General features: G+C 65.6%; 21 protein-coding genes and 7 pseudogenes. 7 read left to right on the top strand and 21 right to left on the bottom strand.

From position 1 onward, the window contains the following. Positions 1–202: 202 nt before the first annotated feature. Positions 203–877: a TetR family transcriptional regulator gene (locus MYXE_RS22840; RefSeq protein ID WP_071700167.1), complete on the bottom strand. Its 675-nt coding sequence runs from the start codon at positions 875–877 to the stop codon at positions 203–205. Positions 878–984: 107 nt separating this feature from the next. Here MYXE_RS22840 and MYXE_RS22845 point away from each other — a divergent pair, with 107 nt between their 5' ends. Next, positions 985–1,110, top strand: a complete 126-nt coding sequence (locus MYXE_RS22845; RefSeq protein WP_004571620.1) for a hypothetical protein — start codon at positions 985–987, stop codon at positions 1,108–1,110. Between the two features lie 67 nt (positions 1,111–1,177). Here MYXE_RS22845 and MYXE_RS22850 read toward each other — a convergent pair whose 3' ends face one another. The 3 genes from MYXE_RS22850 to MYXE_RS22860 are packed head-to-tail and all read right to left on the bottom strand — an operon-like array spanning position 1,178 to position 4,026. Continuing rightward, on the bottom strand, positions 1,178–2,602 hold the full coding sequence (locus tag MYXE_RS22850) for an NAD(P)(+) transhydrogenase (Re/Si-specific) subunit beta (protein WP_004571619.1): 1,425 nt from the start codon (positions 2,600–2,602) through the stop codon (positions 1,178–1,180). After that, positions 2,599–2,928, bottom strand: a complete 330-nt coding sequence (locus tag MYXE_RS22855) for an NAD(P) transhydrogenase subunit alpha part 2 (protein WP_004571618.1) — start codon at positions 2,926–2,928, stop codon at positions 2,599–2,601. Before MYXE_RS22855 ends, MYXE_RS22850 begins: the two co-directional genes overlap by 4 nt. Then, positions 2,929–4,026, bottom strand: a complete 1,098-nt coding sequence (locus tag MYXE_RS22860) for a Re/Si-specific NAD(P)(+) transhydrogenase subunit alpha (RefSeq protein ID WP_039890410.1) — start codon at positions 4,024–4,026, stop codon at positions 2,929–2,931. It abuts the gene before it with no gap. A 123-nt stretch (positions 4,027–4,149) separates the two neighbouring features. On the opposite strand from MYXE_RS22860, the gene MYXE_RS22865 reads away from it, so the two are divergent. The 4 genes and pseudogenes from MYXE_RS22865 to MYXE_RS22880 all read left to right on the top strand — a co-directional run bounded on the left by MYXE_RS22865 (position 4,150) and on the right by MYXE_RS22880 (position 7,349). Then, entirely contained in the window at positions 4,150–5,364 is a 1,215-nt protein-coding gene (locus tag MYXE_RS22865) for an acyl-CoA dehydrogenase family protein (protein ID WP_004571616.1), read from the top strand. Continuing rightward, a pseudogene (locus tag MYXE_RS22870) lies at positions 5,361–6,178 on the top strand (tyrosine-protein phosphatase). Before MYXE_RS22865 ends, MYXE_RS22870 begins: the two are co-directional and overlap by 4 nt. Positions 6,179–6,671: 493 nt before the next feature. Then, a complete protein-coding gene (locus MYXE_RS22875; protein ID WP_004571614.1) occupies positions 6,672–6,905 on the top strand; it encodes a hypothetical protein in 234 nt (77 codons plus the stop codon). A 6-nt stretch (positions 6,906–6,911) separates the two neighbouring features. Beyond that, the gene (locus MYXE_RS22880; RefSeq protein WP_004571613.1) at positions 6,912–7,349 is read left to right on the top strand and encodes a type II toxin-antitoxin system VapC family toxin; all 438 of its coding nucleotides are present in this window, start codon (positions 6,912–6,914) and stop codon (positions 7,347–7,349) included. Between the two features lie 98 nt (positions 7,350–7,447). Here the strand turns inward: MYXE_RS22880 and MYXE_RS22885 are convergent. The 12 genes and pseudogenes from MYXE_RS22885 to MYXE_RS22940 all read right to left on the bottom strand — a co-directional run. Then, a pseudogene (locus tag MYXE_RS22885) lies at positions 7,448–7,765 on the bottom strand (response regulator transcription factor); the annotation flags it as partial. Positions 7,766–7,833: 68 nt separating this feature from the next. Beyond that, positions 7,834–8,184, bottom strand: coding sequence for a type II toxin-antitoxin system PemK/MazF family toxin (locus tag MYXE_RS22890; protein ID WP_004571611.1), 351 nt, complete (start codon positions 8,182–8,184; stop codon positions 7,834–7,836). Positions 8,185–8,208: 24 nt separating this feature from the next. Beyond that, positions 8,209–8,847 (bottom strand): annotated as a pseudogene (locus MYXE_RS24810) (helix-turn-helix transcriptional regulator); the annotation flags it as partial. Positions 8,848–8,879: 32 nt separating this feature from the next. Further along, a pseudogene (locus MYXE_RS22905) lies at positions 8,880–9,094 on the bottom strand (NADPH:quinone oxidoreductase family protein); the annotation flags it as partial. A gap of 3 nt (positions 9,095–9,097) precedes the next feature. Next, complete coding sequence (locus tag MYXE_RS22910) at positions 9,098–9,961, bottom strand: SDR family oxidoreductase (protein WP_003921445.1); 864 nt, start codon at positions 9,959–9,961, stop codon at positions 9,098–9,100. A gap of 31 nt (positions 9,962–9,992) precedes the next feature. Beyond that, a complete protein-coding gene (locus tag MYXE_RS22915) occupies positions 9,993–11,414 on the bottom strand; it encodes an aldehyde dehydrogenase family protein (RefSeq protein ID WP_085195410.1) in 1,422 nt (473 codons plus the stop codon). An 86-nt stretch (positions 11,415–11,500) separates the two neighbouring features. Then, the gene (locus MYXE_RS22920) at positions 11,501–12,430 is read right to left on the bottom strand and encodes a class I SAM-dependent methyltransferase (protein WP_085195412.1); all 930 of its coding nucleotides are present in this window, start codon (positions 12,428–12,430) and stop codon (positions 11,501–11,503) included. A 29-nt stretch (positions 12,431–12,459) separates the two neighbouring features. Beyond that, positions 12,460–13,412 (bottom strand): annotated as a pseudogene (locus tag MYXE_RS22925) (class I SAM-dependent methyltransferase). A gap of 82 nt (positions 13,413–13,494) precedes the next feature. Further along, positions 13,495–13,935: a TetR family transcriptional regulator C-terminal domain-containing protein gene (locus MYXE_RS22930; protein ID WP_332102255.1), complete on the bottom strand. Its 441-nt coding sequence runs from the start codon at positions 13,933–13,935 to the stop codon at positions 13,495–13,497. 42 nt (positions 13,936–13,977) lie between these two features. Beyond that, a pseudogene (locus MYXE_RS25145) lies at positions 13,978–14,142 on the bottom strand (TetR family transcriptional regulator); the annotation flags it as partial. Between the two features lie 44 nt (positions 14,143–14,186). Then, entirely contained in the window at positions 14,187–14,747 is a 561-nt protein-coding gene (gene dps, locus MYXE_RS22935) for a DNA starvation/stationary phase protection protein Dps (protein WP_003921439.1), read from the bottom strand. A 149-nt stretch (positions 14,748–14,896) separates the two neighbouring features. After that, positions 14,897–15,808 (bottom strand): DNA-3-methyladenine glycosylase family protein, encoded by a 912-nt coding sequence (locus MYXE_RS22940; RefSeq protein WP_085195440.1) that lies wholly within the window; start codon positions 15,806–15,808, stop codon positions 14,897–14,899. A 110-nt stretch (positions 15,809–15,918) separates the two neighbouring features. On the opposite strand from MYXE_RS22940, the gene MYXE_RS22945 reads away from it, so the two are divergent. After that, positions 15,919–16,293: a nuclear transport factor 2 family protein gene (locus MYXE_RS22945; RefSeq protein WP_112650240.1), complete on the top strand. Its 375-nt coding sequence runs from the start codon at positions 15,919–15,921 to the stop codon at positions 16,291–16,293. Here the strand turns inward: MYXE_RS22945 and MYXE_RS22950 are convergent. From MYXE_RS22950 to MYXE_RS22965, 4 genes and pseudogenes are all read right to left on the bottom strand, one after another. Continuing rightward, positions 16,290–16,670: a DUF427 domain-containing protein gene (locus tag MYXE_RS22950; RefSeq protein ID WP_003921433.1), complete on the bottom strand. Its 381-nt coding sequence runs from the start codon at positions 16,668–16,670 to the stop codon at positions 16,290–16,292. The two genes, MYXE_RS22945 and MYXE_RS22950, sit on opposite strands and share 4 nt — an antisense overlap. A gap of 72 nt (positions 16,671–16,742) precedes the next feature. Beyond that, a pseudogene (locus tag MYXE_RS22955) lies at positions 16,743–17,071 on the bottom strand (hypothetical protein). Positions 17,072–17,139: 68 nt separating this feature from the next. Further along, on the bottom strand, positions 17,140–18,156 hold the full coding sequence (locus tag MYXE_RS22960; RefSeq protein WP_085195414.1) for an NAD-dependent epimerase/dehydratase family protein: 1,017 nt from the start codon (positions 18,154–18,156) through the stop codon (positions 17,140–17,142). Further along, complete coding sequence (locus MYXE_RS22965; RefSeq protein ID WP_003921429.1) at positions 18,153–18,659, bottom strand: nuclear transport factor 2 family protein; 507 nt, start codon at positions 18,657–18,659, stop codon at positions 18,153–18,155. Before MYXE_RS22965 ends, MYXE_RS22960 begins: the two co-directional genes overlap by 4 nt. Before the next feature lie 69 nt (positions 18,660–18,728). On the opposite strand from MYXE_RS22965, the gene msrA reads away from it, so the two are divergent. Beyond that, positions 18,729–19,241: a peptide-methionine (S)-S-oxide reductase MsrA gene (gene msrA, locus MYXE_RS22970; protein WP_003921428.1), complete on the top strand. Its 513-nt coding sequence runs from the start codon at positions 18,729–18,731 to the stop codon at positions 19,239–19,241. Between the two features lie 73 nt (positions 19,242–19,314). Here the strand turns inward: msrA and MYXE_RS22975 are convergent, their stop codons facing one another. Further along, positions 19,315–20,652 carry a cytochrome P450 gene (locus MYXE_RS22975; protein WP_085195416.1) on the bottom strand — a complete coding sequence of 446 codons (1,338 nt, stop codon included), beginning with the start codon at positions 20,650–20,652 and terminating at the stop codon, positions 19,315–19,317. Positions 20,653–20,699 lie beyond the last annotated feature (47 nt).

Here is a 20,699-nt window from a genome sequence, read left to right on the forward strand (position 1 = left end):
CTTGCCGACCTGGGTCACCTTGGAGACCAAAGCTTTCCAGGGTCTTCACGTCCGGCATGGCTAAATAGGGCACTCCGGACAGCCGAGAACTCATGCAGTGGATCCCGCGGCTGGAACTGGTCGAGACGGTGGCGCACATCGACCCGGCGAATATTCCATTGAAACCCCGCCCGCCTTACCAGCTAGTGTGCGACCCCGGGGATCAAGAACTGCGACCAGCTGTATCGGTTCGCGCTGTGACGTCATCGCCCAGCGACCACTCCGCGCGGATCTTCTCGTCACGGATCAAGCCCCGCAGCAGCGCGGTGCTGAATTCGGCGGCGATCTCCTTGGCCGTGCGCCGTCCGCTGGGCCGCAGCCAGCGGTAGGCACCAAGCGTCATCCCGATGTAGCCCAGCGCCAGCACATGCGAGTCACAATCGAAGAACTCACCGCTGGCGATACCGCGGTCGATGAGGCCGTGGACGTGGTGATAGACCTGGGCTTCCTTTTCGCGGATCTCGGCGACCTGATCTTCGGTGAACCACTCGGTGATGTAGGGCTGTTCCTGAAAGTAGACCGCGGCCTGTTCGGGATTGCTCGCGATCCCGGTGAGCAGCCGCACTGTGTACTGGTAGAGCGCCTCTCGGGCGGTCAGGGACGGATCGTCGTGTACGGCGGCCAGCGTCCCCTCGGCGGCACGGCGGTAGATGTCGAACAGGATCAGTGACTTGCTGGCGTAGTAGTGATACACCGTCGCCTTGTTCAAGCCGACCACATCGGCGACGTCGTCCATCCGGGTGCCGTGGTATCCGCGCGCGGCGAACAGCTTGGTAGCGACGGCCAGCAGCTCTTCGCGGCGGGAGAGCCCATTGGGCGTGGTGATGTCGGATGGCATTTCCACTCGTTTCAGTGTCGATCAACTAGTTGGATAGTCTATTCAAGCGGTTGACGGAGGGGATTAGACTGCCGTCTTAGCACGTCGTCGAGTCGAGAGGTGGTCACATGGATCCAGATCCGAGCTACGACTTTTCCGACGAGCTGGAATTCTTCTTCAAGTACTTCACCTGGGGCTTGCGCGGCGTCACCGACGGCCAGGGCTACCCACCCCCGGCATATCCACCGGTCTAAGCCCGCGCGACCAAACGCAAAAGGCGCCCTAAAATCGCAGGTTTTGGGGTCTTTTTGGGTCCTCTCGTCACAGGGCCTTCAGCTCCTCGGTCACCTCGGTCACCGACTTCTTCGCGTCGCCGAACAACATGGTGGTGCCGTCGGCGTAGAACAGCGGGTTGTCGATGCCCGCGAATCCGGAATTCATCGACCGCTTGAGCACAATCACCGATTTCGACTTGTCCACGTTGAGAATCGGCATGCCGTAGATGGGCGAGTTCGGCTCGTTGCGCGCGGCCGGGTTGGTGACGTCGTTGGCGCCGATCACGAGCGTGACATCGGTGCGGGCGAACTCGTCGTTGATGTCGTCCATGTCCTTCATCGCGTCGTAGTCGACTTCGGCTTCGGCCAGCAGCACGTTCATATGCCCTGGCATCCGGCCGGCGACCGGGTGTATCGCGTATTTCACTGGGACACCGCGAGATTCCAGCAAGGTGGCCATGTCCTTGACCGCGTGCTGTGCCTGCGCGACGGCCATGCCGTAGCCGGGCACCACGATCACCTGGTTGGCGTAGGCCATCTGGATCGCGGCGTCGGCGGCCGAGGTGGCTTTGACGTGCTTGTCGCCGCCAGCGGCGCCGCCAACAGCCACGCCACCACCCCCGAAGCCACCCGCCACGATCGCCGGGATGGAGCGGTTCATCGCCTTGGCCATCAGGTTGGTCAGGATCGAACCGGACGCGCCGACGATCATGCCGGCCACGATCATCGCGGTGTTGTTCAGCGCCAATCCGGCAGCGGCGGCGGACAGCCCGGTCATCGCGTTGAGCATGGAGATGACCACGGGCATATCTGCGCCGCCGATAGGCAGCACCACCATCAGACCCAGGACGCCCGCGGCGGCCAGCAGTCCGATCATCCACCACAGCGGCACCCCGCCGCTGCCGGGGTGCGCGCCCAGACCGATGACCACGGCGCAGACCACGGCGCCCACCAGGAGCAGCACGTTCAGCGGCTGTTGCGCCTTGCCGATGCCGATCGGCCGACCAGGGATGACCTCCTGCAGCTTGCCGAAAGCGATGATCGAACCCCAGAACGAGATCGACCCGATGATCGCGGCGAACAGCGAGGCCACCACGATGTGCACCGTCGGCGACTCGCCGTACCGGAAAGCGGAAAAGCCTGTGGTCTCGATGAATTCCGACAACGAGATCAGTGCGACGGTGCCGCCACCGACACCGTTGAAGAAGGCCACCAGCTGCGGCATGGCGGTCATCTTGGTCAGCCGTGCCGGGGGAACCCCGAGCACGACGCCAAGCACCAGCCCGGCGATGATCAGCGGCCACTGCTGGGTGTGCCGGATCATGATCAGCGTGGCCCCCACGGCGATGGCCATGCCCACCGCGGCGATCAGATTACCGCGCACCGCGGTCTTGGGCCCGGTCAAGCCCATCAGCCCGTAGATGAACAGCGCAAACGAGATGATGTAGAGGATCGTGACCAGGTAGTTCATCGACCTTGCCCGTCCGTCTCGGCTTTAACGGGAGTGGGCTTCTTTCCTTTGAACATGCCCAGCATCCGGTCGGTGACGATGAACCCACCGATCACGTTCAGCGTGCCGAACACCAGCGCCACGAACAGGATGATCTGTAAGGCGAGCGACGGGTGCTCGATCCGCCCCAGCAACACCAGCGCGCCCAGCACGACGATGCCGTGGATGGCGTTGGTCCCCGACATCAGCGGAGTGTGCAGCGTGTTGGGCACCTTGGAAATTACCGCGAAGCCGACGAACCCGGCGAGCACCAGGATCGCCACGTTGGCCAGGAGTTCGTCGTACATCTAGCTGCCCTCTCCTGCTGTTCGGGTGACGCATGCCGCCGCCACCACCTCGTCGTCGAAGTCGGGCGCCAGCTTGCCGTCCTTGATCAACAGGTCTAGCAGCGCTGTGATGTTTTTGCTGTAGAGCTCGCTGGCGTGCTCTGGCATGGTGGCGGGCAGGTTCAGCGGCGCGGCGATGGTGACATCGTGCTTGACGACGGTGCACCCGGGCTCGGTCAATTCACAGTTTCCGCCCGCCTCACCGGCGAGGTCCACCACGACGCTGCCCGGCTTCATCCCTTCTACCGCCGCCGCAGTCACCAGCCGCGGTGCCGGCCGGCCCGGCACCAGAGCGGTGGTGATCACCACGTCGAACCCGCTGATCGCCTGCTCCAACGCTTTCTGCTGCTGCTCGCGCTCCTCCTCGCTGAGCTCACGCGCGTAGCCGCCCTCCCCGACCGCGTCGATACCCAGGTCGAGCCACTGCGCCCCCACGGAGCGCACCTGGTCGGCCACTTCAGGCCGCACGTCATAGCCGGTGGTGCGCGCGCCGAGTCGCTTGGCCGTGGCCAGCGCCTGCAGGCCGGCCACCCCGACGCCGAGCACCAGCACCGTGGCCGGCTTTACCGTGCCCGCCGCCGTGGTCAGCATCGGAAAGAACCGGGTCGACTCCCATGCGGCCAGCAGCACCGCCTTGTATCCGGCGACGTTGGCTTGGGAGGACAGCGCGTCCATCGACTGCGCCCGCGAGATCCGCGGGATTGCCTCCAGCGCGAAGGCCTGAACCCCGGCGGCCCGAAGCGCCTCGACCTGGTTGTCGGGGTTGCGCGGTGCAAGAAAGCCGATCAGGGTCTGCCCGCGGTGCAGCCGCCGAACTTCCTCGGGCGTCGGCGGCGCAACCTTGACGACGATGTCGGCGGCCCACGCGTCACCAATGCTGGCGCCGGCGGCGGTATAGAGTTCGTCGGGCAGCAGCGCCCGCTGGCCGGCACCGGATTCGACGACGACCGCGACACCGCTTTTCGTCAGCGGCACGACCGCCTTGGGAACCAGTGCTACCCGCCGCTCGTCGTCGCCCGACTCGGCGACCACCCCAACCGTCGTCTGCGTATCTGTCATCGCACGTACATCTACTTTCCTGCGCCGTCGGATTGCCTCGCTACCCTAACCCGTTGGCGCGACGGCTCCGCGAAGTCACGGGCGCCGACGCGGTGGCCTATCGTGACGGGCATGGATTTTGCGATGTCGGCCAAGGCCAGTGACTACCACAAGCGGCTGTCCGACTTCATGACCGAGTATGTATTTCCCGCCGAGGCGGAGTACGACCGATACCGCCACGACGCCGGCCCGCATGACCACACGGTGCCGCCGATCGTCGAGGATCTCAAGCACAAGGCCAAGGAGCGTGGGCTCTGGAACCTGTTCCTGCCCGCCGAGTCCGGGCTGAGCAACGTCGACTATGCGCCGCTGGCCGAGCTGACGGGCTGGAGCCCGGAAATCGCCCCCGAGGCGCTCAACTGCGCCGCGCCGGATACCGGCAACATGGAGATCCTGCACCTGTTCGCCACCGAGGACCAGCGCCGGCAGTGGCTGCAACCGCTGCTCGACGGCGAGATCCGCAGCGCGTTCTCGATGACCGAACCGGCGGTGGCCAGCAGCGACGCCCGCAATATCGAAACGGCGATCGCGCGCGACGGCGACCACTACGTCATCAACGGCCGCAAATGGTGGACGTCGGGAGCCGCCGACCCACGCTGCAAGATCCTCATCGTGATGGGCCGCACCAACCCAGACGCCGCGGCCCATCAGCAGCAGTCGATGATTCTAGTGCCGATGGATACCCCTGGTGTGACGGTGGTGCGCTCCACACCGGTGTTCGGCTGGCAGGACCAGCACGGCCACTGCGAGGTGATCTACGACAACGTGCGGGTGCCGGCGACGAATCTGCTGGGCGAGGAGGGCGCCGGCTTCGCGATCGCGCAGGCGCGGCTAGGGCCGGGGCGCATCCACCATTGCATGCGTGCGCTAGGTGCGGCCGAACGCGCGCTGGCGCTGATGGTCGACCGGGCCCGCAGCCGGGTGGCTTTCGGCAAGACGCTGGCCGAGCAGGGCGTGGTGCAGCAGTCAATTGCTAAGTCCCGCAACGAGATCGACCAGGCTAGACTGCTGTGCGAAAAGGCCGCGTGGACCATCGACCAGCACGGCAACAAGGCAGCCCACCTGCTGGTCTCGCAGATCAAGGCGGTGGCTCCGCAGGTGGCTTGCGATGTGATCGACCGGGCCATCCAGGTGCACGGCGCGGCCGGAGTCAGCGACGACACCCCGCTGGCCCGCCTGTATGGCTGGCATCGCGCCATGCGGATCTTCGACGGACCGGACGAGGTCCACTTACGGTCGATTGCCCGCGCCGAGATCGGCCGTGAGAAAAGCGCTTTCGCCGCGGCGGTTACCAGGTGACCACCGAGATCCAGGAACTGCCTGGCGCGGTCAACTTCCGCGACGTCGCGCTTTCGGCCAGTGTGCGGCCCGGCCGGCTGTTCCGCTCCGGTGAGCTGAGCCGGCTCGACGACGACGGCCGCGCGGCGCTGCGCCGACTCGGCGTAACCGATGTCGCCGACTTCCGCTCTCGCCGCGAGGTCCAGCGCCGCGGGCCCGGCCGTGTGCCCGACGGCGTCGCCATTCACCTGCTGCCGATCCCTGACCTTGCCGCCGACCAAAGCGACGCCGACGGCGACCCCCGCACGAGCACGCGTTCCGGCGGCTGATGACCGACAGGCCCAGCGCCGAGTCGGTCGCCGACGCCGCCACCCGCTACATGGTCGACGAGTACCGTCGATTTCCCACGTACGGCGGCGCACAACGCGCTGTGCGACAGGTGGTTTCGCTGCTGGCAGCCGGACGCTCGGTGTTAGCGCACTGCTTTGCGGGCAAAGACCGCACCGGCTTCGTCATCGCGGTAGTGCTGGAAGCAGTCGGACTGGACCGCGACGAGATTCTGGCGGACTATTTGCGCAGCAACGACGCGGCACCGCACTTGCGGGCCCGGATCATGGACATGATCCAGCAGAGGACGGACACCGAACTGACCCCGGAGGTGGTGACGTTTACCGAGGCCCGGCTCTCCGACGAGGTTCTCGGTGTGCGCCCCGAATACTTAGCCGCCGCTCGGCAAACGATCGACGAGACGTACGGCTCGCTGGACGCCTACCTGCGCGACGCGGCCATCACAGACGCCGATGTGGACCGGTTACGCGAAGCGCTGATGGCCTGAGCCAACCAGCACTTCCGAAAGTGAACGGCGACCGTGTTGAGCGAAGGGCACATCAACACGCTCCGCATCGGGATCGGTCGTCGTCATCCCGGTGACCACGACGATGACTGATGCGCCGTATCGCGAATTGCGCTATCAACCACCGGACTTGCCCCAGCGCGCCGGTCGAACCTCGGGGCGCGCGTCGGTCGCGTGTTCCCGAACATCAGCAATACCGGCCTCATCACCCGACTTCATGCGTGCAGCTATGTATCGGCGAACTCTCACCTTTGGACCTGACCAGCGGAGGCTGAGACCGCCACCAAGTGGTGGCTGGCCGACCTCGACCTTTGTCCGGGTCGCGACAGCCGATCCCGACGGCACGAATAGTCCTCGCGGGCTGGTCACCGTTCGTGCGCACGACCGGTTGAAAACGCGCCCCACCGGGTTGGAGACGCGTGACACCACACCCGACGATGTTGATGCGTTTTAAATATAGATGTAAAATCGATGTATGATTCGGACCCAGGTCCAGCTGCCGGACGAGCTCTACCGCGACGCCAAGCGGGTCGCGCGCGAGCACGAAATGACGCTTGCGGAAGTCATCCGTCGCGGGCTTGAGCACATGGTGCAGATTTATCCGAGGCGCGACGTGGCGTCCGACACCTGGCAGCCGCCTACACCGCGTCGACTCGGTCCGTTTCGGGTGTCGGCGGACGCGTGGCGCGAGCTCGCCAACGAGGCGTGAGTCGTCGTGCTCTCGATCGATACGAATGTCCTGCTGTATGCCCAAAACCAGGATTGCCCCGAACACGATGCCGCCGTCGCCTTCCTCGCCGGGTGCGCCGGTCGCACCGACGTCGCAGTCTGCGAGCTCGTGCTTATGGAGCTTTATCAATTGCTGCGGAACCCTACGGTGGTGACGCATCCGCTCGATGGCCCCGAGGCGGCCGAGGTCTGCCAGACGTTCCGTCGCAACCGGCGCTGGGCGCTCATCGAGAACGCCCCGGTGATGAACGATGTCTGGGTGTTGGCGGCCACGCCCGGCATTGCTCGCCGGCGCCTCTTCGACGCCCGGCTGGCACTGACATTGCGCCACCACGGTGTCGACGAGTTGGCTACCCGAAATATCAACGACTTCACCGACTTCGGCTTCTCCCGCGTGTGGGATCCGATAACGTCGGACCACTGATCCCGCGGGCTTCTCAGCCGCCGACCACACACACGTCCCGTGGTCGTCGCGGTGCCTATCCTGCGGGTCTCGCCGTCGAGCGGTGTGCGCAGTGGCGTTTAGCCGTGGCGGGCTGCCTCCTGGGCGAGCTGCACGCGGGAGGTCAGGCCCAATTTGGTGTAGACGTGGGTGAGGTGGGACTGCACGGTGCGCGGTGAGACGAAAAGCCGTGTGGCGATGTCGTTGTTGGCGAGTCCCTCGCCGACCAGCTTTACGACGTCGCGTTCGGTGGGCGTGAGCGAGGCCCAGCCGCTGGCAGGCCGTTTGCGTTCGCCGCGGCCGCGCTGTGCGTAGGCGATCGCCTCCTCGGTCGACAACGCCGCGCCCTCGGCCCAGGCGGCATCAAAGTCCTTTTCTCCCATGGCATCTCGCAGCGCTGCCCCCCGGGTACGTATCTACGACCCAGCAACGCAAATCTGCGCCACCAGGGGATCGACTAGTGGGCTTAGGCGATCTGGATGCCCAGAATTAATGCGAGGCCGCGTTCGATTTGATCCATCGTGTCGGGCGCCACGGTGCCCAGGCGCTCCAGTAGACGGGTGCGAACGACGGCGCGGATGCCGCGGCACACGGCGACGCTTTTAGTGTCCACGCCTTCGGTGAGTGAGATGTGTGGCCGCAATGGATTGTGGGTCAGTGAGCTCGACACCGGTACCACGACGATGAGTTCGTCGCCAATGCCGGTGAGGATGTCATCGACGGAGACGACGACGGCGGGGCGGTGCTTGCCGGGTTCGCCGGCGCGGGCGGCGCCGAGGGCGACGAGCCAAAGCTCGCCGCGTTGCGGGTCAGGCAAGGGCGTCGCCGACCGTGGCGGCGTTCAGGCGTGGCGTGCCGCTTCTTGGACCAGTTGTACGCGCGATGTGACTCCGAGTTTGGCGTAGACGTGGGTGAGGTGGGTTTGCACAGTGCGCGGTGAGACGAAAAGCCTTGTGGCGATGTCGTTGTTGGCCAGCCCTTCGCTGACGAGCTTTACCACGTGGCGCTCGGTGGGGGTGAGCGAGGCCCAGCCGCTGGTGGGGCGTTTACGTTGGCCGCGGCCGCGCTGGGTGTAGGCGATCGCCTCCTCGGTGGACAACGCCGCCCCCTCGGCCCAGGCGGTGTCAAAGTCCTGCTTGCCCAAGGCATTCTCGCGGCGCCCGCACCGAGGTCTCATAGCCGACGTCCCAGACCTTGAAGCGCACCGCTCCCATCCGTTGCCGGATCGCTGCCGCCGCGCCGAAAAGACTGGCGGCTTCACGGTGACTGGCGGCCTCGCCAGCCAGAGCGCCGAGACACTCGAGGACGGGAATGCCCAAATACGCTTGCATGCTGGCCGCGATCGCGAGCGCGTCGTGGGCGTCGCGCTCGGCCTGATCCGGCTCGCCCTGGGCGATCGCCACGCGGGCGCGCGTGTCAGCACGACCATTAGCCAGCAGTCGGCCGTGCTCGACACGGCCTCGTCGGCCCAGCCGCGGGCCGCGATCAGAGGGGGCGCCCACGTGCCGGCGCTCCGCCTCGTACGCCCCGGGCCGACTCCGGCGGCGCCGAGCGCACCACCTCGGCGGTCTCCATGCCGGCGATGAACGGTGGCGGCAGCTTGAGTTGGTACTCGCCCTTGCTTAGCAGCAGGTCCGGAAAGCACACCCGGCGGCGTGCGCATCGATGACCACCACGTAAACTACGCCCGGCAGGCCTGTAAGTTCTTGAACTACACAGGCTTTCACGAATTACCGAATCGAGAAACTGGCCTGCTTCGCACCCGAGAGGTCGGTGATCTGCGCCCATTTCGCAGCGACTTCGTCGACCGACGGCGGATTGTCGAAGTTGACGCCCTCGTTCTCGAACAATGCCACCCGCTGCACCTTGCCACCACCGACAACGAATACCGATCCGTTGTCGCTGGACTCCTCGGTGCACAGGTACGCCACCACCGGAGCAACGAACTCGGGCTTGAGTTTCTCCAACACCTCGGGCGGCAGGATGTCCTGCGTCATCCTGGTGGCCGCGACGGGCGCAATCGCGTTGGCGTGGATGTTGTATTTGGCGCCTTCGAGCGCCAGGGTGTTGATCAGGCCGACCAGGCCGAGCTTGGCCGCCCCGTAGTTGGTCTGCCCGAAGTTGCCGAACAGCCCGCTGGTCGAGGTGGCAACGACCACCCGGCCGTAGCTCTGCTCGCGGAAGTGCGGCCAGGCCGCCCGCAGAACGTTGTAGCCGCCGTAGAGGTGCACCTTGAGCACGGCGTCCCAATTCTCGAACGACATCTTGTGGAAGGTGCCGTCCCGCAGAATCCCGGCGTTGCTCACCACGCCGTGCACAGCCCCGAACTCGTCGAGCGCGGTCTTGATGATGTTGGCCGCACCGTCGGGCTCAGCGACGCTGTCGTAGTTGGCGACCGCGCGTCCGCCGGCATCTTTGATTTCTGCCACGACCTGGTCGGCCATCGAATGTCCGGCGCCCGTGCCGTCGCGGGCCCCACCGAGGTCGTTGACGACGACGCTGGCACCTTCGCGCGCAAGGGTCAGGGCGTATTCGCGGCCCAGCCCCCCACCGGCTCCGGTAACGACGATGACACGATCCTGCACTCCCGGCATGAGCTTCCTTTCTCGGTGTGATTACGCGCCGTCAGAACAGCCTGCGCGCCAACTTCCACGCCTTCTCTGTATACGGCGGGTAGATGAAGCTCGATAAGTCGGGTCGGGTGGGCTTGGTGAGCACCGACTTGCGGTGGCTGAATTCCTCGAAGCCCCAGCGGCCGTGGTATGCGCCCATTCCCGACGCGCCGACCCCACCGAACGGCAGCTTAGCCGTCGACACCTGGAACGCGAGGTGGTTGACGAGCATACCCCCCGCGGGCACCTCCTTGATGACCCGCTCGCGCACGGCGCGGGTCTTGGTGAACAGATACGCCGACAGCGGCTTGGGCCGCGAGTTGACAAAACGTATTGCGTCATCGAGGGATTCGACGGTGATCACCGGCAGGATCGGACCGAAGATCTCGTTGGTCATCAGCGGTTCTGCGGGGTCCGGGTCGACCACCACCGTCGGCTGGATGCGTAGATCCGCAGCGTCGAACGTACCTCCCACCGCTACCGTGCCCTTGGTGTTGGACAGATACCCGGTGAGCCGGTCGAATTGGCGTTGGTTGACGATGCGCATTCCGGCCGGCTCGTCGGCCGCGAACGCGGTGACGGCTTCACCAATCTTGGTGACGAGCTCGTCGCGGATTTTCGCCTCGGCCAACACATAATCGGGTGCGACGCAGGTTTGGCCCGCGTTGAGCAGTTTGATCCAGGCGATCCGCTTGGCCGCGACGTCCACGTCGGCATCGGCGGCGACGATCACCGGGCTCTTGCCGCCCAGCTCCAGCGTCACCGGCGTCAGATGTGGCGCCGCCGCCTCATATACCTTGCGGCCGATCTCGGTGCCGCCGGTGAACAGCACCCGGTCGAACCCTTGCGCGAGCAGTTGCTGGCTGACCGCCGCGTCGCCTTCGATCACCGCGATCGCGTCGGGGTCGAGGTACTGCGGCACCAACTCGGCCATCAGCCGTGACGACGCCGCCGCGATCTCAGAAGGCTTGAGCACCACGGCGTTTCCCGCGGCGATCGCGCCCACCGCCGGGCCGAGCGTCAAATAGAACGGGTAGTTCCAGGCGCCGATGATCAGCACCGTGCCGTAGGGCTCGTATTCCACCCAGCCGCGACCCGGCAGTTGCGCCAGCTCAAGCAGGTGGTATCTGCGGCGCATCCATTTCTTGACATGCTTGGCCGCGTAGCGGGCCTCGGCGGCGGTGGTCGCGGTGTCGGCCAGCCAGGCCTCGAATGGTTTGCGGCACAAATCGGCTTGCAGCGCCTCGGCAATCTTGGCCTCGTTCTCGGCCATCATCTTCTCGAGGGCACGCAACTGGGTGCGCCGCCATTGAAGACCGCGAGTTCGCCCAGTGGCGAAGGTCTTTCGCAAGCGGTCAACCGTCTTCTGAATCTCGGCGGCGACCGGCGCGGCGGTGTCGGCAGCGGTGGTGTCGGCGGCGGCATGGGTGGGCATGCGGTCTCCTTCCTGACCGGCGAAAACCCAATCCTAATCAACCACTGGGTTGGGTAACAGACGCGCTCGGCCAGGCCGCTGCCCGACTAGGTGCGCTCGGCCGTCACGAAATCGGCGAACGCATCCTTGTCGTCGCTCATCGGCACACCGTCGACCCAGCGACCCAACCGGCGCATCTCGTCGTGTGAGTGTTGCGCGCTGGCCCGCCAGCCGTGCCCGTTGAGCCAATCCACTACGACGGCGCGGTCCTCGTCGTTGTAGACCAGGTCCTGCACGTCGACACTTTGCTCGAAGCCGAGCTCGTCGGCGACGCGCTTGAACCGCTCTCGCATCTCTTCGCTGCGCTGGTCGGCGTGGCGTGCGGCGGTTTCGACCGCGATCCGGCTGCCCGGCGCACTGAGCTCGGTGATTTGCTCGAACAGGCGGTCCTGCGCGGTGGCCGGCAAATACATCAGCAGGCCTTCGGCCAGCCACGCCGTCGGCGCCGCGGGGTCGAAACCCGCCTCGCGCAGCGCGGCCGGCCAGTCCTGCCGCAGGTCGATGGGCACCTCCCGGCGGTCGGCCGACGGGGTCACGCCATGTGCAGCCAGCGTCGCCGACTTGTAGGCCAGCACCTTGGGCTGGTCGATCTCGTAGACCACGGTGCCGGGCGGCCAATCTAATCGGTAGGCGCGCGAATCCAGGCCGGAAGCCAAAATCACCACCTGCCGGATGCGTTTGCCGACGGCCTCGCTGAAGTAGGCGTCGAAGAAGTGGGTGCGCACCGCCTGGTAGCTACGCATGTGGTGGACGATCGCGGCAGTCTCGGGGTCGGCGGCCTCCAGCTTGGCCACTATCGACTCGTCGAGCATGGCTTCCCAGATGCCGGTGCCGGCATTGGTGACCAGCAGCCTGGCGTAGGGGTCGTTGATCAGCGAATCCGGGCGGTCGGTTTCTGTAGCGCGGGCGGCAGCCACCATCACCGCGGTCGAGCCCACGCTGGTGGTGATGTCCCAGGTGTCATCGTCGGTGCGCATCGTGCCCCTTCGCGAACGGGTCTGACCAGTCAATCGGCGGTGACGCGACGTGCGCGCAACAGTGTGCTGCTCACGGTTTCCTCAGCCAGGTCGTCCGGTATCGGCCGACCCAGACGAGCCATTTCGTCGGCGTTGCTTACCGCGTGAACCTGCCAGCCGTGCTCGGTCAACCACCGCACGGCATCGGCGCGGCGGCTGTCGTTGTACGTCAGCGTTTCAAAGTTGATGTCCAAGCCCAGCCGTTCCCGCACCCGGGCCCACCGCGCCCGCCGCGCCGCACGGCGTCGTTCGCTGGTGGGCGCGGTCAGGGAGAACGCTTCGACCGCCAGTTGGCTGTCGAGCGCGCTGAGGTCGGTGACATTCTCGAACAACCGGTCCTGTGCGTCCGGAGGCAGATAGGGCAGCAGGCCTTCGGCCAGCCACGCCGTCGGCTCGGTGGGATTGAATCCGGCGGCGATCAGCGCCGCGGGCCAGTCCTCACGTAGATCCACCGCGACCGCTCGCCGGTTCGCCTTGGGAACGGCGCCATGCCTCTGCAGTGTGCTGGACTTGTACTCCAGCACCTTGGGTTGGTCGATCTCATAGACGGTCGTGCCGGCCGGCCAGTCCAGGCGATAGGCTCGCGAGTCGAGCCCGGCCGCCAAGATCACCGCCTGGCGGATGCCGCTCGCCACCGCTGCGCGGAAATACTCGTCGAAATAGTGGGTGCGCACAGCCTGGTAGTCGCAGGTCACCCGGTGGGCGCGCCGACCATGCTCGTCGTCGCTGATCCACTCCAGATCGGGGCTGGCCAGCCGGGCCCACGCCGCCCGGCTGACGCGACCAGGACGGAAGCGAACTCGTCGCGAATCAGCGGTTCAGCAGACGCGGTCTCGACAGCGCGCGCGGCGGCGACACTGAGCGCGGTGGCGCCGACACTTTCGGTGATGCTCCAGCTGTCGCCGTCGGTCCGTACCGAGCGCACCTCATCCAGGTCAGTCATGCCGTAGCCATGCTACCGAATAACTTAGGCAAACTATGTGCTTGTGTGCGCTACATCACTGCGCAGGACTGCTGTCCGCTCACTAACTCTCCACCTGCCAGAGCCTGCCATCCATCAACCGCTCGAGCTGGCGTGTGACCGCATCCAATTCCTCTCCTTGGCCGACGTAGCCGGCATAGAAAACCACGCCGCATAGCAGCGCCACCAGCATCTCGGTCAGCGACGCGCTGTCGGCCTCGGTGGCCACCTCGCCGCGGCGGATCGCATCATCGAGCACGCGGTTAAGGAATGCGCGCGTACTGCGCAACAAGTCGGTCTCGACCGCGCGCAGCTCCGGATGGCGCCGCGACTCCAGCACCGAGGTGATCAGAAACGCCGCAGCCGACCGGTCCTGGGCATCGGTGTCGGTCGTGGCCGCGATGAACGTCGACAGCCGTCTGGGCAACGTCGTCTCGCGCTCCGCCCGCCTGATGCTGGCGGCGAGGAGGTCGCTCGTCTGCTCCAGCACCTCCAGATACAGCACACGCTTGTTGGCGAAATAGTGGTTGATTGCGGGCCGCGTCAGGTCGGCTCGGACCGCGATCGCCTGAAACGTCGCCGCTTCGTAACCGCGTTCGCTGAATACTTCACGAGCAGCATGCAAAATGCGTCTTCGCGTTTCGGCAGCCTTCGCTGCCGGGGGCGACCCGGTCCCCGACTCCCGGTTCGCGGCACGCCTAAATTGTGCCACAGATCACACTGTCGCCTCGGGCTCCAGCGAACCCCTGACGATGGCTAGGCCGATTTCGGACTCTTCCGCCGCGCCGTGCTCGCGGCGTCACGTTCGGTCGCGGATCCTTCGTGGGCCAGCTTCCCGCCCGCGTTCTCCAAGTGAGCGCGCACAAACCACTGGAACTTCTCGAGCTCGGCGGCCTGGTCGATCAGGATGTCCTGGGTGACTCGGTCGAGCTCCTCGGTCTCGTCGATACCCTTTCGGACATCTTCGATGACACCGGTGTAAACCAGGTCCAGCGCGGCTAGATGTGCTTGCACGGTGTCGCGGCCCACCGAATAGTCGTCCCACGTGCGATCTTTGACGATCGCACCAGGGGTGCCTTGCGGAGAGGCCCCAAGCGCGGCAATCCTCTCGGCCAGCACGTCGGCGTAGCCACGCACCGCTTCTACTTGTGGGTCGATCATTTCGTGCACACCAATGAAATTGGGTCCGACTACGTTCCAGTGGATGTGCTTGAGCGTCAGATGCAGGTCGTTGTAAGTGCTCAGCTGTTTCTGCAGCAGCTCCACCAGCCGCGCTGCCTGCTTGTCGGACAAGCCTGGAATTGTGAACTGTGTCATCGCGATTACTCCCTCACCTGAAAGACACATGGTCCGATCACGAGTACCCGCTGACCACGGCCGGTAAGCATCTCCTTGGCGAGCAGACGCCTACGCCCCCAATTCCGGTGCGAAATGGGAGCTTACGCGTCTGCTCGGCGGGCTGGCCCCTACAAACCGCGCAGGTTTTGGACCGGCAACCGCGGTCCGCGGCGCGGTTCGCAGGCCAATCCGCTGGCTTCGAGTAGCCGGACCACCCGGTGGCGGTGCGGCCGCATCGGCTCTAGTAGCTCAACCATGACCGCGTCGACGACCGGCCTGCCCAGCAGCGTCCACCCGATCATCTTGGGGATGTGATAGTCGCCCACCGACAACGCGTCGGCGTCACCGAATGCTCGTTGCGCGGTCTCGGCTGCGGTCCACACGCCCACTCCGGGCAACGAGGCCAGCGCCTGCCGCGCCCGTTCCGCCGGCAATGCCACCAGCCGTTCCAGCGATGACGCCCGCTGTGCGCAGGTGACGACGGTGCGCGCGCGCCGCGGGTCGACGTTTGCGCGATGAAATTCCCACGACGGGACCGCTCGCCATACCTCGGCCGACGGCGGCACCCGCATCGCGGCCGGCGCTGGACCGGGCGCGGGCGTGCCGAATTTGGTGACCAGCACCCGCCAGGATCGGAAGGCGTCGGCCCCCGGAACCCTCTGCTCGAGAATCGCCGGAATCAGCGCTTCCAGCACCCGCCCGGTACGGCCCAGCCGCAGGTGTGGCAGCCGTCGATGCGCGGCGGCGACGGTGGCATCTTGGGGCAGGAAATCCGAGGCGTCGTCGTCGGCGCCCAGCATCGCCGGCAACGCGTCGAGGAACTCCTCGGCCCCGCTGCCCCAGGCGACGCCCTCCACGGCATTGGGTGCCGCGCGGCTAATCCGCGCCGTCACAGGTCCGGTGGGCAACAGGCTGGTCCGCCAGATCGCCCCGCCACTGACTTGAAAACACGGGTCGCGGGGGCCGCGCCGCAGGGGGGCCAGCGTGATGTCCGGGCTGACCACGCCCGGGAACGTCACGGTGCGACAAGCCCGCTTCACCTGCACCTAATCACTCCAACGCCGCGACTGCCGGATCCCACAGATCATAGGTTCGTACCGGTTTACCCGTGATTGACCGCCGGTGTACTGCGAGACAGGATGGCGGTGTGATCACGCCGTTCGATAATCCCCAGGCTGAACTGGCGTGGATGTTCCTGCAGTGCCTGCAGGGCGGAGACATCGACGAGTGTTTCGCGCTGCTCAGCGATGACTTCACCTACTGGAACGTCGCTACTCGGGAATCGGCCGACAAGGCTTCGTTGCGCCGGCAAATCGAGCGGCGCAAGCAAGACCTCGAGCTGACCTTGGATTTGGTCCGCTACATCGCCGACGGTGACAGTGTGGTGATCGAGGCGCACGGCGATGGTGTCACCGCCGCTGGAACGCGCTACGACAGCCCGTATGTCTTCATCTTCGATACCCGCGACGGTCAGATCGTGTCGCTGCGCGAGTACTCCGATACCCGGGTGGCGGCCACCACCTAGTCGGGTTCCACGGTGATTTCGGCCTTGTCGGGGTAGAAGGCGACGTGGCCGGCGATCGCTGCCACAGCGGGGTACGGCTCCGCATAGGTCCAGATCGCGTCGTCGACGGTGTCACCGGCCGCGGTGGTCACGCTGTAGTAGCTGGCCTCGCCCTTAAATGGGCAGTAGGTCTTGGTGTCGCTGCGAGTCAGCACATCGCTGACGACGTCGCCTATCGGAATGTATTGCACGGCAGGCAAAGTCGCTTCCTGCAGCGTTAGTGCCGCGTGGGTGTCGGCGACGAGCTCGCCGTTGACGCGAACCCGCACCCGGCCTTTGGTCGGCTCGATCGTGATCGGGTGCTCGGTGCTTGGTTCCAAGACAATCCGGTCGCTCATGGTGGCATCTCCTCACGGTGGATAGCAGGTGTAACGCCGCGCGGCGACGGACATTCCCAGCTGTCCGTGGATTCAGAATGCGTAGCGGTGGTATTGCGCCATGTTGGCCAAGGCCGGCACCAGCGACATGGCCCTGCCCAACACCTGTGTCGGCGCGGTAGCCGGGCGAATGTGGCCGATTCATACCACCGCACCCATGCCAACAGTCGTGTGTTGGGCACCGCCGCGAGCATCTCGTCGGGGCCGTTGATCCCCCAATGCAGTCGACTCTGACCGTGGTAGCGGTCCCCGGCCGAGAACAGCTGCCGGGGCAGCTCGGCGATGTCTCTCGCGTACCGATCACCCAGGATCGGCTCCGGCACGTCGGCGTCGAGCGCCTTGGCGTAGAGCGCGGCCAGCATGGTCTGCGGCGCCCCGCGTAGCTCGACAGATAACTCAACCACCACCGGAGTGACGGTAGTACGGGTAGTCAGCTCGCAGCCGCGCTCTTGCCCTTGGCGTCGCGCAGCGCCATCCAGAACCGCGCGGCTTCACGGATCGATTCCTCGACCGGCCTTGGCTGCCAACCTAATTCGCGAACCGCCTTGCTGTGGTCTACCGGCGCTTCGGAGCGCATCATCCGCACCGACTGCAGGCTCAGTTCCGCGTCTTTACCGGTGAGCCGAGCCTTCAGACTGCCCAGGGCCCCCAGGGCGTAGAGCGCCGGTACCGGGATCGACCGTCGCGGCGGTGGCACGCCGGCTTCGTCGGCGGCGATCCGCACGACGTCCTTCAGCGGCATCATCCGTTCCGACACAAGGTATCTTTCGCCGTTGCGCCCGCGTTCAGCGGCCAATATCAACGCTCGGGCAGCGTCGTCGACGCCGACCACTTCCAGCTCGATGCCGTCCATCAGAAAGGGCAGCTTGCCGAACACCGCGCCGGCGATGAAGGCGCCATGTGGGGTGCGGCCCCAATCACCGCTGCCGTAGGTCGTCGACACGCACATCGCGACCGCGGGGAGCGCGTGCTCAGAGGCGTACCGCAGCACCAAATCCTCGGCCTGCACCCGTGATTGGACATACGCGGTCAGGCCGCGACGGCGGATCTGATCGTCTTCGGTGGCCACGTGGCCACGACGTCGGCCCACGGTCGCGTAGGTGCTGGTGAAGACGAACCTGTGCAGATCCGCGTCTTTGGCGACGTCGAGGACGTTGCGGAGGCCTTCGACGTTGGTGCGGAATAGCGGCGCGGGGTCGCGCAGCCACGCGCGGGTGTCGACGACGCAGTAGTACACGTCGGCACAGCCGTTTATTGCGGCGCGCAGCGTGGGGGTGTCGAAGATATCGCCCTCGAAGCGGGTGACCGCTAGGTCGTCGATGCTGCGGGTGTTGGCGGTGGGCCGCACCATCACCCGGACGTCGGCGCCGTCGGCGACAAGCTGTCGGGTGACGTGTGACCCCAGGAAGCCGTTGGCGCCGATCACCAGCTTGGGCGCCGCACTCATTTGTCACCTCCGTACTGGCGCATCCAGCGCGCTGCGTCCTCGTCAAGCGTGCCGAGCTGCTCAGCCTTCTTGCACCATTTCATCGCGGCGCGGACAAAGCGCAGCGGGTTGTAGATGTCTTCTTGACGACACCACAAGCCGTCGCCGGCGTAGGTGAGGATCGTGATGTTGGTCGCGCTGATGACGGTGCCGTCGCCGGGATCTTTCATCGGGTTGTCCAGTTCGCAGATGATCCTGCCGGTCGGCTCGTCGATGACCGACCACAGCGCCGGAAACGCGACCATGTGACTGCCCGGAAACGTCGACATCGTCTTGCGGATCCAAGCCAGCACCTCGTCGCGGCCCCGCATGGTGCCCGCCGCGTGCTCGACGTACTCGACGTCGGGTGTGTACTGCTGCACCCAGGCGTTCCAGTCGCGGGTTTCGGCGGCGCGGGCCACGGTCTGCTCGTAGGCGTTGAACGCGGCGGCCAGTTCGTCGCGGCTGAACGGCTGAGTCGTCACGTCAAAACTAGAACACGTTCTACCTGGATTTGTCGAGCACTTCCTATGCTCGGATGAAGGAGGCTGAACATGACGAGTACGAAGAAGGCGATTCTGGCGGGCGGCTGCTTTTGGGGCATGCAGGATCTGTTCCGTAAACAGCCCGGCGTGGTCTCGACCCGCGTCGGCTACACCGGCGGGCAGAACGCCAACCCCACCTACCGCAACCACCCCGGTCATGCCGAGGCGATCGAGATCGTCTACGACCCGGCGCGCACCGACTACCGCACGCTGCTGGAGTTCTTCTTCCAAATCCACGACCCGACGACCAAGAACCGGCAGGGCAACGACGTCGGCACCAGCTATCGCTCGGCGATCTTCTACCTCGACGACGAGCAGAAGAAGATCGCGCTGGACACCATCGCCGACGTCGACGCATCCGGCCTATGGCCGGGCAAGGTCGTGACCGAGGTCAGCCCGGCCGCCGAGTTCTGGGAGGCCGAACCCGAGCATCAGGACTACCTGGAGCGCTACCCCAACGGCTACACCTGCCACTACCCGCGCCCGAATTGGAAGCTGCCCCGACGGGCCGCGGTCGAGTAGCTGGCCGAGCAGACGCAAAATCGCCCAATTGCGTTGAGAAAACGCGATTTTGCGTCTGCTCGGCAGGGGTGGCTTAGCGGCGATGTACGACGATGCGGCCGCCACGCTTGGGGGTGAAGGCGACACCGCGCGCGTGCCACTTTTCACCGGGAGTTGTCGTCGTTTCAATAGTGAACTGCCGCAACACAGTTCGCAGCACAACGTCCATCTCCATGTTGGCAAATGCCGCGCCGACGCAGCGCCGTGTACCGCCGCCGAACGGGATCCAGGCGAAGGTGGGCGGCTTCGTGCCGAGGTAACGCTGCGGGTCGAAACGCTCCGGATCGGGGAACACGTCGGGGTCGTCGTGTATCTGCGAGATTGCGACGACGATCGAGTAGCCCCGGGGGATAACCCATTCGCCCAGCTGGTACGCGGGAGCATAGACGTGCCGACCGGCAAAGTCGATGACGGTCCGATTGCGCTGCACCTCGAGGATCGCCGCCTGGCGCAACTCGTTGTTGTCGGTATCGGCTTCCTCCACCAGCTGCGCGAGCACGTCGGGATGTCGGCTCAGCCGCTCGAACGCCCAGCCCAGCGTAGCCGCAGTGGTTTCGTGTCCGGCGGCCAACAGCGTCAGTAGCTCATCACCAATGTCTTTGCGGGACATGGCTGAGCCATCCTCGTACGTGCTGCGCAGCATGAGCGCAAGGATGTCGGTGCGGTCCTCGAAGTTCGGGTCGGCCCGCTCAGCCTCGATCAGCTTGTCGATGACGAGGTCGTACTTCCGCCGTCGCTCGGCCAGCCGCCCCCAGGGGCTGTAGCGGCCATAGGTCCGGGCGGGTTTTGGCAGTGCTGCCAGTCGTGAGCCCAGGGTGACCCAGGGCGGGATCAGGTGTCGCAGCTCGTCGAATTCGGTGCCACCGGCGCCGAATACCGCCCGCAGGATGGCGTTGAGCGTGATGCGCATCATCGAGGGCAGCGTGGGGAATTCCTTGTGTTCGGGCCAGCTTTCGGTCTCACGCAGGGTCTCTTCTTCGATGATCTTCTCGAAATTCTTGACGCTCTTGCCATGAAACGGTGGAGCCAGCAGACGCCGGCGCCGTCGGTGGTCGTCGCCGTCGAGCGCGAACACTGATCCGGAGCCAAGCAGCCGACTCAGATTGGGTTGGATATTGCCGAGCTGTTCGGGGCTGGTGGTGAATACCTGCTTGGCCAGCTGCGGGTCGGCGACCACCACGGTGTGCCTCCAGATCGGCATGGTGAGCGTGAAGGTGTTGCCGTATCGCGGCACCAGTTGCTGTATGGTCCATCGCCGCGACGTCGCGAATGCAATTCCGAGGAATGTCTTCGGGATTCGTACCGCGGGTGGCAGGTTGATCGTGGGCGGTGCTGCTGCCGCATGGGTGCCAACGGTGACGGCGTCGCTCATGGTGATGCGCTCCCAAGGTCCGCGTGGTACTGCGGTGTACCAGAGGC

The organism is Mycobacterium xenopi, assembly GCF_009936235.1.
Taxonomy (GTDB): Bacteria; Actinomycetota; Actinomycetes; order Mycobacteriales; family Mycobacteriaceae; genus Mycobacterium; species Mycobacterium xenopi.